Origin of the sequence: Acinetobacter calcoaceticus (assembly GCF_016508255.1) — a bacterium.
Taxonomy (GTDB): Bacteria; Pseudomonadota; Gammaproteobacteria; order Pseudomonadales; family Moraxellaceae; genus Acinetobacter; species Acinetobacter calcoaceticus_E.
On sequence record NZ_JADVKT010000002.1, the window covers coordinates 24,263 to 37,694 of the forward strand.

Here is a 13,432-nt window from a genome sequence, read left to right on the forward strand (position 1 = left end):
TTATGTGTCTGTGCTGACACATAAAAATATTTAGGTGCCAGCATGGAAATCAAGGTTAATTATCTCGACAATCTTCGACAGGAAGCTAAGTTCGATGACTTTACGGTAATTGCCGATCAACCAATTCGCTACAAGGGTGACGGTTCGGCACCGGGCCCATTTGACTATTTTTTAGCATCGTCAGCATTGTGCGCAGCGTACTTTGTAAAAGTGTATTGTGCAGCTCGAGATATCCCAACCGATAATATTCGTTTATCACAAAATAATATTGTTGATCCTGAAAACCGCTACAAGCAAACGTTTAAAATTCAGATTGAATTACCAGCTGATATTTCAGAGAAAGATCGCCAAGGGATTTTACGTTCGATTGACCGTTGTACTGTTAAAAAAGTCATTCAAACTGGCCCTGAATTTATTATTGAAGAAGTTGAAAGTATCGATGCAGATGCGCAAGCATTGTTATTGCCAAGCTTAACTTCAGAAAGCCATACCTATATTCAGGGTAAAGATCTGCCATTAGAAGAAACCATTGCCAATATGTCTGCCATTTTGGCGAATTTGGGCATGAAGATTGAAATCGCATCTTGGCGTAATATTGTTCCGAATGTGTGGTCGTTACATATTCGTGATGCACAGTCTCCGATGTGTTTTACCAATGGTAAAGGCGCAACTAAAGAAAGTGCTTTGGCGTCTGCATTGGGCGAGTTTATTGAGCGTTTAAACTGTAACTTCTTCTATAACGACCAGTTCTGGGGTGAAGAAATTGCCAATGCTGAATTTGTGCATTATCCAGATGAAAAATGGTTTAAACCGGGTCCAAATGGTGAATTACCTAAAGAAATTTTAGATGAATATTGTCTAGAGATTTATAACCCTGATGATGAATTACTTGGCACACATTTATATGATACAAACTCAGGCAACGTAGAACGTGGCATTTGTTCACTGCCTTTCGTACGCCAGTCTGACGATGAAGTTGTATATTTCCCATCAAATTTGATTGAAAACTTGTATCTAAGTAATGGTATGAGTGCAGGCAATACTTTGGAAGAAGCCCAAGTTCAATGCTTGTCAGAAATTTTTGAACGTGCTGTGAAACGTGAAATTTTAGAAGGCGAAATTGCACTTCCTGATGTTCCTGATGACGTATTAGCAAAATATCCAAGTATTGTTGCGGGTATTAAAGGTTTAGAAGAACAAGGTTTCCCTGTATTAGTGAAAGATGCATCGTTAGGCGGCCAGTTCCCTGTGATGTGTGTGACTTTAATGAACCCGCGTACGGGTGGAGTGTTTGCATCTTTCGGTGCACACCCAAGTTTTGAAGTTGCATTGGAACGTAGTTTGACTGAATTACTTCAAGGCCGTAGTTTTGAAGGCTTAAATGATTTACCTCAACCAACTTTCCAAAGTAATGCGGTGACTGAACCGAACAACTTTGTTGAGCACTTTATTGACTCAAGTGGTTTGGTATCTTGGCGTTTCTTTAGTTCTAAATCTGACTACGACTTTGTTGAGTGGGATTTTTCTGGCGAAGGCGAAGAGTCGAATGCAGAAGAAGCTGCAACATTGTTCGGTATTCTTGAAGAGATGGGCAAAGAAGTATACATGGCAGTGTACGAACACTTAGGTGCGACTGCTTGCCGTATTTTAGTGCCTGATTATTCGGAAATTTATCTTGTTGAAGATTTGATTTGGGACAACACCAATAAAGCACTTTCATTCCGTGAAGATATTCTAAATCTGCACCGTTTGGATGATGAACAGCTTGAGGCATTGGTTGAGCGCTTAGAAGAATGCGAGTTAGATGACTATACTGAAATCACCACACTCATTGGCATCGAGTTTGATGACAATACAGTTTGGGGACAGCTCACAATTTTAGAGCTGAAATTGCTGATTTATGTGGCTTTACAACAGTTTGAAGAAGCAAAAGACTTAGTCGAAACTTACTTGCAATATAACACCAATACCGTTGAGCGTGGCTTGTTCTATCAGTGCATGAACGTGGTGCTTGAAGTTATATTGGACGATGAACTAGAGCTTGAAGACTACCTGACTAACTTCCGTCGTATGTTTGGTGATACCCGAATGGATGCGGTATTAGGTTCTGTAGAGGGTAGTGTTCGTTTCTATGGTTTAACACCAACCAGTATGAAACTAGAAGGACTTGATCGCCATTTACGTCTGATCGAGAGCTATAAAAAATTGCATGCAGCTCGTGCTAAAGCCGTGGCGATTTAATTTAAAAAGCGAAATAAAAAAAGCCTATTTTTATATAGGCTTTTTTTATAAAACAAATTACTAGATTAAGCAGAGACTTTCGTGATCTCTAAGGTTTCTGCATCAGTTGTATTATCTTGATGTTCGCCTAAAGTGTGTTTAGCTGGAATATAAGACATTGCACGTTCTGCTAGAGCAGTAATGGTTAAACTTGGGTTAACCCCCAAATTAGCACCTAACATTGAACCATCTACGACATATAAATTTTTATAGTTAAACACGCGGTTTTGTCCATCGACTACACCTTGTTCGGGGCTAGAAGCTATGGCACAGCCTCCCATACAGTGGGCGGTAAAAGGCACATTAAACAAAATTTCAGTAATGGTGGTTATGGGGTGCCCATTAAACATTTTGGCAACTTTTTCAGTAAAGGTATTGGCCTGTGGAATATAAACAGGTAGTTTTTTACCTTCGCTCGATAACACCTTGCCAAAAGGCCAGAACCAATTGCGTTTCAAACGCATGTTAATAGAAGCATCAGCGGTTTGCATCACCAAGAAAATTAAGGTTTGGCGTGCAAAACCGACAGGGTTAGTCATGCGAAGAAATATAAAAGGGCGGCTCAAAAATGCCCATAACCAAAAGAAAATACGTGTCCAACCCGGTTTGCCTTTTGCCATATAAGTACACATAAGGCCCATGGCATCTGAGCCACTTTGGTAACGTGTCGCTTCAATATGGGTATCATGGTCAATGTAAATACTTGAACCAATGGCAACACCTTTACTCATATCAACATCTTTACCAAAGAAACGCACGCCTAAAATAGACTCGGCATTGGTACGAACCCGATTACCTAAGTCATCAGAAATATTTGGCAGAGAACCAGACTGTTTTAAACGGAACAACATCTCTTGAGTTCCCAAAGAAGATGCTGAGAAAATCACATTACGAACACGCCATGTACGGCGTTGTTTATTAAACCATGAGCTTGAACATTCGGTTGTTACTTCATAGCCATCGCTGCCATCAGCTTTACCATTGAGTGGTTTAACGTCAACAACTTTGGTTTCTTCATATACCTTGGCGCCATTTTTTTCGGCAAAGTACAAATAGTTTTTATCTAAAGTATTTTTGGCATTGTGCTTACAACCTGTCATGCAGCCGCCACATGCGGTACAAGTTCCGCGGTCTGGACCTTCGCCGTTAAAATAAGGGTCAGGGTAGGTCTTTCCGCCTTGTTCACCTTCAGGTGGAAAGAACGTCGCAACGCGAGTCGGTTTAAATGTATGTCCAACTCCAACAGCATCGCCCATTTGTTTAAGCATATGGTCAGCAGGACCTAAAATTTTATTATCAGTCACCCCAAGCATACGTTCTGCTTCGGCATAGTGCTGTGGCATTTCATTTTTCCAGTCCGCAGCATCTGCCCATGTGCCTTCATCCCAAATATGTTCAGGTGGAACAAGTAGAGTATTGGCATAGGTAATTGAGCCACCGCCTACGGCATTCCCGCAAATAATAGTGACATGGCGGAAAAAACGCATATTAAAATAACCGAAAAGTTTCATGCCTGGACGCCAAATCCAGCGACGGGTATTCCAGTTGTTTTTAGCAAAATCTTCAGCTTTCCAGCGACGTCCCATTTCCATTACAGCCACAGAGTAGCCTTTTTCGGTCAGACGGCAGGCAGAAACACTACCACCAAAACCTGAACCAATAATGAGATAATCATAGTCATAATTGTTTGTTGTCATGACGAAGGCTCCTGTCTAGTGATATTTTTTATATTGACTGTGTATGTTTATTAATGAATTGCCCAATGCGCTCAATTGAGTCATCGGATTCGTTTAGTATACCTGCATGAAATTGAAAAACATGTCCGACTCGGTCATAAATCCTAAGATTTGTCGGAATACCATACTTTTCAGTTTTTTCAGCGAGGCGTTTTGCATCGTCTAATAAAACTTCTTCGGTGCCGACATGAATCAAAACAGGTGGTAATCCAGTTAAGTCAGCATAGAGTGGCGAACAGGTTGGATCGGTTGCCGATTTTTGTCCGCAATAGTTTTTTGCGCACCAAGCTAACCATTCGGGTGAGAGCATCGCATCTTGAGCAGCATGAGTTTTCATAGCGCTGCCAGAGAGACCTAAGTCAACCCAAGGTGAAAGTAAAACCAAGGCAGCTGGTAACGGCAATCCCGCATCCCGAATAGCTATTGCTGTGCTTAAACTCAGTCCACCACCAGCAGAATCCCCAGCAATTACGAGTGTTTTGGGGTCTTGTCCTTGAGCAAGTAGCACTTTATAAACTGCAATAACATCTTTAATAGCAGCAGGGCTTGTGTGCTCTGGAGCTAACCTATACTCAGGTAACCAAACTTGGGCCTGAGCTGCATGTCCGATTTGAGCGGCAAGCTTAGTGTGACTTTTTGAGCTACCCACAACATAGCCACCACCATGTAAATACAAAATACCCAATTCTGATTGAGTCATTTTTGGCTGAATATGAACTATTGGTACTTGAGCAATGGTTTGCTTTTTTGTTCTATATCCACGTGGCCCAAGCACAATAGCACTGGCTGCGTCGCTACAAAAACGTTGTAGCTTCAATGGCGTTCTAGGCGATAAAGCTGGACGTAGCGTAGTACGAATGGTCCATGCGAGAAGCTGCTTCATAATAATGACTCACACTAAGCATGTGATTAAGTCAGCATCTCTCAAAATTAAGAGCATGCTGACCGCTATTGTTATTTTGCTGATTTGTTGAGTAGGCGAGTTTGAAAAGCAGTCGCGGCTCCAAAAATCTTTTGGTAGCCTTGTGGAAGAATACGTTGAATCACATCAACGACTTTCGCATCGGCTCCAATCAGTAAGCGGCGGCGGTTTTTACGAACAGCCTCTAAAATTTGTTGAGCAGCCTCGTCAGCAGGGGTACGCAGTAATTTATCGAAAGCATCTTGGCTTTTTAGAGGGTCCATTCCTAAAGACTGGACACTATTATTCATGCGGGCAGCTTTAGCAATATTGGTACGAATACCACCCGGATGAACACAGGTCGCGCTAACCCCAGCATTTTGCATATCAAGTTCCTGGCGTAGAGACTCGGTAAAGCCACGAACAGCAAATTTACTGGCGTTATAAGCACTTTGGGTTGGTTGAGCTGTTAAACCAAACATGCTGGAAATATTAATAATATGCCCATCACCACTTTGCTTTAAAAATGGCAAGAATTCTTTAGTGCCATAAACTACTCCCCAAAAATTAATACCAATGAGCCATTCAAGATCCTCATAGCTCACACCTTCGGCTGTGCTACCTATTGCGACACCAGCATTATTAAAGATCAGGTTAACTTGGCCATGTTCATTTACAACAGCTTTCGCCCAATTTGCAACCTCATCACGCTTAGCGACATCAACTTTTTGCGTGGTTACTTTGACTGGATAAGCCGATAACTGTTCAACAGTTTTAGCTAAACCCGCTTCACTGATATCGGAAAGCGCCAGATGGCAGCCTTGTTTTGCCAGTGCAATTGCAAGTGCTTGTCCAATACCGGAACCCGCACCTGTCACAGCAGCGACTTTGTTCTTAAATGTTTTCATAAAATTCTCCGTTTATTTTTCTCATTTCCTATGGTGAAGCTTGTTTAAGAGATAGCTGAAACCTGAGTGTAGTTTTCAAGATCGAAGCGACGAGTGCGTTGACGATATTCAAGAGTAAAACCTGGCCAGTTATTGGTATTTTTGCCATCAGCAGTTTGGTACCAACTGGTGCAACCTTGTACCCATACCGTTTTTTTCATTTTTTCTTGAATGCTTTGATTAAACTCATGTTGAACTTCTGCACGAACATTGGTGAACAAAAGTTTGTTTTGTATGGTTGTTTGAATGGCATCTAAAATATAATTCACTTGGCTTTCAATCATATAAACAATTGAGTTGTGCCCAAGATTGGTGTTTGGACCATAGAGCATAAAGAAGTTTGGAAAGCTGCTCACAGTTAAACCGAGATAAGCTTCTGCACCATCTTTCCATGTGTCTTTTAAGGTGCGACCATCAAGACCTGTAATTTGCATTGGTGCCATAAATTCCGTTGCGGCAAAGCCCGTACCATAAATAATGGTATCGACTTCACGCAGATTTCCTTCCGGATCTAAAATACCATTTTCGGTAATTTCTTGAATGCCAGTATTAATCACATCGACATGAGGTTGAGTCAGTGTTTCATACCACTGGTTGGAAATCAAAATACGCTTACAACCAATTGGGTAGTCTGGCATTAAACGATGACGTAATTTGGAGTCTTTAACGACTTTACGGATGTGGCGTTGGAATAAATATTCCACCAAAGGCATTTCATTGAGTGAAGTTGTAAAAGCAAGTAGGCGAATTTCATGGTGTCCATATTGCAAGGCGCGGTCCAGACTTTGCAAAATAGGTAATTTACGGAAAGCCTTTTTCTCTAAAGGTTGGTAAACCCGATCTGGTTTTGGAATCACGTAAGGTGCTGAACGTTGATAAACGTCTAGATGTGCTACTTGTTTTGCAATTTCAGGTACAAACTGAATTGCGCTTGCACCTGTACCAATCACTGCAACACGTTTGCCAGTTAAGTCATAGTCGTGATCCCAACGCGCTGAGTGGAATGCTTTGCCTTTAAAGTTTTCAATACCTTTAAGTTTTGGATAGGCAGGGCGGTTGAGTTGACCTACAGCACCGACTAGAAATTCAGCTTCAAACTGTTCACCAGTCGTACTTTGAATGCGCCATACACCTTGCAGAGCATCAAATTCGGCACTGGCAATTTCAGTATTAAATTGAATATGCGGACGAATGTCATATTTGTCGGCACAGTGGCGTAAATATTGATAAATCTCTTGAGAGGTCCCGTAGCGATTTTTCCAGCCGAGTTCTTGCTCAAAAGAAAAAGAATAAAGATGAGAAGGCACATCACATGCAGCACCCGGATAAGTATTATCACGCCATACACCGCCGACATCGGCAGCTTTTTCAAATAGAGTAAATTGTTCAAAACCTGCTTGTTTGAGTCGAATGGCTAGGCCTAAGCCACCGAAACCAGTGCCTATAATGGCGATACGTACATTTTTATTTGAATTAGACGTCGAATTAAACATAGGCTGCTATAAAATCCTTAAAAACAGTGGGCGAAAAAATCGCAGTTTCCTGTATGCAGCATAATCGTTTATTTACTTGATTTAGAGGATGGATGAGGACAAAATATTGTGATTCGAGGACATTCTGGATAGTACAGTGACGTACGCTTGGGAATTTGAACGTAGCATACATAGTGTTCGCCTCATGGCTGATTTTGCAGTGGAATCGGGGGTTTCTTATCAGGCCATTTTAAAAGGAACTGGAATTAGTCAGCAGCAATTGCTGGACCCTCAAATGGTGGTTGCAGGTCATCAGGAATTACAGCTTATTCATAATCTGGTTGAACTTTTTGCAGATCGACCTGTACTTGGCCTTGAAGTAGGGGCGCGCTATCACTTTACAACATTTGGGCCGTTAGGCATGGCCCTCATGAGTAGTGCCAGCATTCGCGAAGCGCTTGATTTTGCACTGACTTATTTTTCATTAACCTTTGCCTTTACCCGTTTTTTAGTTTCAGATACTGATGAGGGTACTCGTATTGAGATCGAAGATGAGGGCATACCATCTTCAGTTAGGCAGTTTATTATCGAACGCGATTCAGCCGCTCTTATTACGGTACAACGCGACCTTGTACAAGATAATTTTTGCCAATATTTGGCTTTTTCTTTTCAGCCTAAAGGCGATGTACAACCGTATATAGATTTGTTTGGCATCCTACCTGAGTTTGGTACAGCTCAAAACTTTGTTCTACTTGATGCTCACAAAGTAAACCAGAAGTTGCAGATGGCCAATGATCTGGTTTTACATACGGCTGAAGAGCAATGTCGACAAATTTTAGATAAACGCCAATCCCAAAAGAAGTTTACAGTGTTGGTGCAACAACAATTGATGCGAATTCGAGGTGAAATGCCTTCTATGGAAATTGTTGCTGATCGGTTGCATTTAAATGCGCGCACTTTACGCCGCCATTTGGCGCAAGAAGAGATGACATTTATTCAGATTCGTGAAGAAGTCAGGCAAGTTTTAGCAGAGCAATATTTGGTTGTGCCTAAGGCTTCGGTTGAGCAAATTGCAGAGTGGCTGGGTTATGCAGAACCTGCCAGTTTTATTCATGCCTATAAAAGATGGCATGGTAAGACACCTCATGCCATGCGATTAATTGATAAATAATAAATAGATTTTATTTATCCAAACGCAAATGTAATAAACGCGTTGCCGAGGTGTGACGAATTTCATCTGATCGTGCATTAAAATAACGTTCAGTAATGGCTTCACCTGAAAGATCTTCTACCACTTTAAAGCCCATTTCCTCAACAGCACGGTGCAAATCAGAAGGCTTAAATTGCCCCAATAAAGGCTCTTTCAGTAAATGGGTAAACTGTGCAACCCCCATGCTACCAAGTCGCTCAATACCATGTAACTCTTGGAAATCGGTTGAGTAGTCCAGTACAACTTCACTACTGTTTGCGGCAAATTCAGCAATACTTTTTAAAGTTTGTAGGGTCGTTTGAGGGGTTAAGTAATGGGTCGTTCCTAACCAAGAAAAAAATGCAGGAGTGGATGAATCATAAACACTTCTGGTCAAAGCTTCCGAGATAGACTCTTTTTCAAAGTTAATAGCAACAAACTCAACGGTAGCAGGAATATCTCCTAGCTTTTTTAACTTGGCTTGTTTGGCAGCTTGAGTATCAGGATGGTCAACTTCAAAAATTTTTAAAGTTGGATAATGCTGCGACTCGCGTAGTACAAATGAGTCTAGACCAGCACCGACCAAAACATATTGTTGAATATTATGTTGAACTGCTAGATCAAGTAAATCTTCGGCATAACGAGAGCGTCCGACCACTTGCCCAGTAAGTAAACCTAAAGTACGGTTTAAAACTGCTGAATTCATTACTTTAACAATAAGAGAGTTAGAGAGAAGTCTTTTCCAGCTTCTACTGGTTAGCTCAAAAGCATAAGGATCTGAAAATACTGGGTTCTTTGTATTTTGAAAATGATTGGCTCGTAATGCAGCAGCAGCTTCGGCGGTACGACTTGATTGTCCTTCTTTCATCTTTATCCTGTTTTTTTATTTCTTGAAGATATTCAACGAAGAAGGCAGTGTATTTCATGAACATCTAAAATACACTGCCTGTTTCTTACAACTGATTTGATCAAAATTACAAATTAATGAGTTTTCGTCGTTTGATACGTCACTTCATAATCTTTCAAATCTACTTTTTTCAAACGTTGTTTTAGCTTTTTCAATGACCATGGCCATGCAGCAAAATTACGGCCGTTTGCATCGAGGTAGTAACTCTTACAACCGCCGCTATTAAATACAGTCGTTTGCAAGTGCTTTTGTACTAAGTCGTTATGCTTTTTAATCACATCAGGTTTAACATTGAATTTGCTAATACCTTTGTTCTTAATTTTCAACAAACCATCTACGATATAGTCGAGCTGTGCTTCTGCTAGACCAATGAAAGAGTCATACACCAGTACGTTAGGCCCTAAAACTAAAAATGCATTTGGTACATTTTCAATGTTGGTCCCCAAGTAAGCCTCTGGTGAACTACTTTTCCATATATCTTGTAGACATTGACCTTTTTCATTATGGACGCGTTTACCAATTGGTGGGTGAGATACTTCAAAGCCTGTACCCCAAATAATCACATCAACTTCGTGGCGTTCACCATTGGCAGCAACAACAGTATTGCCTTCAACTTTTACTAAGCCATGTGGAATCAGGGACGTGTTTGGTGCTTGTAACGCAGGGTAGTAATTGTTGGCAAACAAAATACGTTTACAGCCAATATCAAAGTTTGGTGTTACATTTTTACGTAACACTGGGTCATTAATTTGCAATTTAAGCAGTTGCTTGCCCAATACATTGACTGGTTTTAGTGCAAGTGGATTACGTAAACCAAAATTAATCGCATTGAGTGTTAATGCTACACTTTTACGCCAGCTCGCCTGAATAGCTGGATATTTAGCAATGACTGATTTACTAAACTCGCCCAAATCCGTATCTGGTTTTGGTAGTACCCAAGGTGCTGTACGTTGGAACACAAAAAGCTCTTTTGCTTTTGGTTGAATTTGTGGCACAAACTGAATAGCAGATGCACCAGTACCGATCACCGCAATGCGTTTACCTGTCAAATCATAATCATGGTTCCATTTAGCTGAATGGAACATCTCGCCTTTAAATGTTTCTAAGCCTTCAAGACGTGGAATTTGAGCTTCGGTAATTGGACCTGTGGCAAAAATAACGGTTTTAGATAAATATTGACCAGTACTGGTATCAAGTACCCACACATGACGTGAGTCATCCCATGCTGCGTTGAGCAGTTCGCTATTAAACTCGATTTTAGACGTAACATTAAACTCGTTACTTACATCTTCCAGATAACTTAAGATTTCTGGTTGGCGCGCAAATAAATGGCTCCATTTTGCACTTGGTGCAAATGAATAAGAGTAAAGAGCAGAAGGTACATCACAACCACAACCTGGATAGGTATTTTCACGCCATGTTCCACCAACACGGCCAGCTTTTTCAATAATCTTATAATTGGTATAACCAACTTGATCTAGGCGAATAGCAGCGGCAATACCTGAAATGCCAGCACCCACAATAAAAGTATCGAAAATATGGTTTGGTGATTTGACAGCTTTTTTTGCTGAAGCATTTGTTTTCATTTGAGCAGTCATATGTGTACTACCTATAAATTTCTTATTTAAATAATTTGTACGATGTGCCAAGGAACTTGTTATACAAGCTTGGAGATGCACGTTTCATGAGCCAGAATAACTTCGCATCAATCTGAGGAATGGTATACAACTCATCCTGATCAAGGCGATTAAGCGTTAATCTTGCGACATCATCACTTGTCGTGAAGGCATAGTTCATCAGCGCATGGTCTGCTAGCTTTGAATAGCGTCCTGGAATTCGACCATTTTTAATGATATTGGTTGGAACCAGCGTCGGGCAGAGTACATTCACTTTAATATTAAACTTATGCAGTTCAGCTGAAAGCGTTTCTGAAAGCGCACGCACGCCCGCTTTAGTCACGTTATAAGCGGTCATTTCTGGTGCAGCCGTATACGATGCTGCAGAAGCGACATTAATAATTGCGCCGTAACCTAACTTTTTAAACTTTGGAACAAATGCATGACAACCATGAATTACACCCCAAAGGTTAATATTCATGACCCAGTTCCAGTCTTCAAGGCTTAGCTCGTCAAACTTACCACCCAAGCCTACACCCGCATTATTAATGAGTAGGGTTACAGGGTGCTGCATTAAAATTTCAGCGGTTTCGGCCAAATGTGTAACTTGTTCAGCATTACCCACATCACAGCGTATAGCAAAAGCTTTTGCACCTTCTTGTTCAAGAAGTTTTACGGTTTCTTCAGCAGCTTCCAAATTAATATCTGCACAGACTACGCTGCCACCACGTTTTGCGAGCTCAATTGCAAAACTTCGACCAATCCCACTGCCTGCACCCGTCACTACGGCATAAGCTTTTTGGCTTGGTTTAACTTTCTTTTTGCCAAATAAAATCATGATTCATCCATAAATAGCTTTGAGAGATACCAGCTATCAGCGCGATAGCTGGAAATACAGGACGATTAAGACACGCGTACTGGTGGGGTAAATTCTTTAACAAAGTAAGGAGCAATTGCGCCGCCTTCGGTGAGTAATTTCTTTTTGTAATACTCAAGATATTCAGTTGTATCATGGTCATTTGGATGGAAGTCTGGACGTAAGTAGTCAAGAATTTGGCCAATGGTACTTCCGAAAACACCATCTTTAGGTCCAAAGATTAAACCCACACCACGGCGCGCATCTTTCCAGAATTTTAAGGTCAGCATTTCTTGCGGCTTTCTTAAAACAGGAACAAATAATGTAGTCGCAGGGATGAGTCCTAAAATGGTAATGAGAGCAAGGATGAAACCAGAAGCTCGTAATGGGTAGCTACCATTTAAGAGTTGATAAACATCATAGGCAATGTCTTTATGCTCAGATTCTTCAAGCATGTGCCACATCCATAAAGCACGGCTTTTTGCATCATCTGAATAATAGAAATTCTTTTCATGCTTCATCATATATTCAGCAAGTACCGCGGTAAAATGCTCAATACCCGCCATCATTGATAATTTAAGTGGCTGGGGAAATTTTAAGAAAACATATTTAAAGAAGTTCGAGCCAAGAAAGCGATATAGCGCGACAGGGTATTCGGCATCTTGAAGCGCATCGTTATATTCATTGTGCAATTTTGAGTGAATTGCCTCTTGGCCAATTAATGAAGTAACTCGCTGCTTCAATATTGGATCTTTAATAAAATCGCGATGGTGGCGAGCGGTTTCAATGACTAGATCTTCGCCATAGGTTAAAAAGACCGAAAGTGTGGCAAAAAACAAGGTAGCAAATTGATTGTCCATATAAAATCTGACATCAATTTCCTTACCATCAAAACCAATATTTAAATGACGGATTGGAATAGTACTTTTGCTAGCAAAATCTGGTAACTCAATTTCGCGGTGAAATTTAAGTTTGTTCAATGATTTTTTAACTGTGGTCGAGATCATGGCGACACCCTGAGACAAAGTAGTGGTGCATTTTGATGAAAATCAATAAACTCAATGATCAACAAAGCACTAAAAATTCCATTTTCAAAAACAGATGATTCTCTGCATTGACTACGGTGTTGTTGCTCCGTTATTTGTTTGATTATTTGGCTGAATAACGGAAAGAAGATTCGATATAGACCAGCGTCGATTAATGACTCTTCTTTAATTTTTTCATATTAATCTGACTTTATGTTCGGATTCAATTCGGGTAAATTTTTAAACATATCAATAGAGGAATTACTTGTTTTTTATAATATGGAAGTTAATTTTTAAAAAAGTATATATTTGAAAAATATTAATTTAATTTACTGTGTAAACAGAAATTTGATGACTGAGATATAGTTTAAATGTTCTTGATGAGTGCTATTTTTTAGCTTTATTTTAATGAAGTTTGACAACTATTCGGATTTTGTTTTTTTATTTCAACCTACCTTGATTACATGCTAATCTGACTTTATGTTCGGATTATTGATTAGATC

The 13,432-nt window shown here is 40.4% G+C and carries 10 protein-coding genes; 2 read left to right on the forward strand and 8 right to left on the reverse strand.

Annotated elements, in window-relative coordinates:
* Positions 1-42: 42 nt before the first annotated feature.
* Positions 43-2,241, forward strand: a complete 2,199-nt coding sequence (locus tag I5515_RS04070) for an OsmC domain/YcaO domain-containing protein (RefSeq protein WP_199964884.1) — start codon at positions 43-45, stop codon at positions 2,239-2,241.
* Positions 2,242-2,306: 65 nt separating this feature from the next.
* Here I5515_RS04070 and I5515_RS04075 read toward each other — a convergent pair whose 3' ends face one another.
* The 4 genes from I5515_RS04075 to I5515_RS04090 all read right to left on the reverse strand — a co-directional run bounded on the left by I5515_RS04075 (position 2,307) and on the right by I5515_RS04090 (position 7,357).
* Entirely contained in the window at positions 2,307-3,977 is a 1,671-nt protein-coding gene (locus tag I5515_RS04075) for a GMC family oxidoreductase (RefSeq protein ID WP_199964885.1), read from the reverse strand.
* Between the two features lie 28 nt (positions 3,978-4,005).
* The gene (locus I5515_RS04080; protein WP_199964886.1) at positions 4,006-4,899 is read right to left on the reverse strand and encodes an alpha/beta hydrolase; all 894 of its coding nucleotides are present in this window, start codon (positions 4,897-4,899) and stop codon (positions 4,006-4,008) included.
* A 71-nt stretch (positions 4,900-4,970) separates the two neighbouring features.
* Positions 4,971-5,825, reverse strand: coding sequence for an SDR family NAD(P)-dependent oxidoreductase (locus I5515_RS04085; protein ID WP_199964887.1), 855 nt, complete (start codon positions 5,823-5,825; stop codon positions 4,971-4,973).
* 44 nt (positions 5,826-5,869) lie between these two features.
* A complete protein-coding gene (locus I5515_RS04090; RefSeq protein WP_199964888.1) occupies positions 5,870-7,357 on the reverse strand; it encodes a flavin-containing monooxygenase in 1,488 nt (495 codons plus the stop codon).
* A gap of 136 nt (positions 7,358-7,493) precedes the next feature.
* Here I5515_RS04090 and I5515_RS04095 point away from each other — a divergent pair, with 136 nt between their 5' ends.
* Positions 7,494-8,507, forward strand: coding sequence for an AraC family transcriptional regulator (locus tag I5515_RS04095; protein ID WP_199964889.1), 1,014 nt, complete (start codon positions 7,494-7,496; stop codon positions 8,505-8,507).
* A gap of 10 nt (positions 8,508-8,517) precedes the next feature.
* Here I5515_RS04095 and I5515_RS04100 read toward each other — a convergent pair whose 3' ends face one another.
* The 4 genes from I5515_RS04100 to I5515_RS04115 all read right to left on the reverse strand — a co-directional run bounded on the left by I5515_RS04100 (position 8,518) and on the right by I5515_RS04115 (position 12,911).
* Complete coding sequence (locus I5515_RS04100; protein WP_199964890.1) at positions 8,518-9,393, reverse strand: class I SAM-dependent methyltransferase; 876 nt, start codon at positions 9,391-9,393, stop codon at positions 8,518-8,520.
* Positions 9,394-9,506: 113 nt separating this feature from the next.
* The gene (locus I5515_RS04105; RefSeq protein WP_199964891.1) at positions 9,507-11,030 is read right to left on the reverse strand and encodes a flavin-containing monooxygenase; all 1,524 of its coding nucleotides are present in this window, start codon (positions 11,028-11,030) and stop codon (positions 9,507-9,509) included.
* 22 nt (positions 11,031-11,052) lie between these two features.
* The gene (locus I5515_RS04110) at positions 11,053-11,886 is read right to left on the reverse strand and encodes an SDR family NAD(P)-dependent oxidoreductase (RefSeq protein WP_199964892.1); all 834 of its coding nucleotides are present in this window, start codon (positions 11,884-11,886) and stop codon (positions 11,053-11,055) included.
* 65 nt (positions 11,887-11,951) lie between these two features.
* Positions 11,952-12,911 carry a metal-dependent hydrolase gene (locus I5515_RS04115; protein ID WP_199964893.1) on the reverse strand — a complete coding sequence of 320 codons (960 nt, stop codon included), beginning with the start codon at positions 12,909-12,911 and terminating at the stop codon, positions 11,952-11,954.
* Positions 12,912-13,432: the final 521 nt, after the last annotated feature.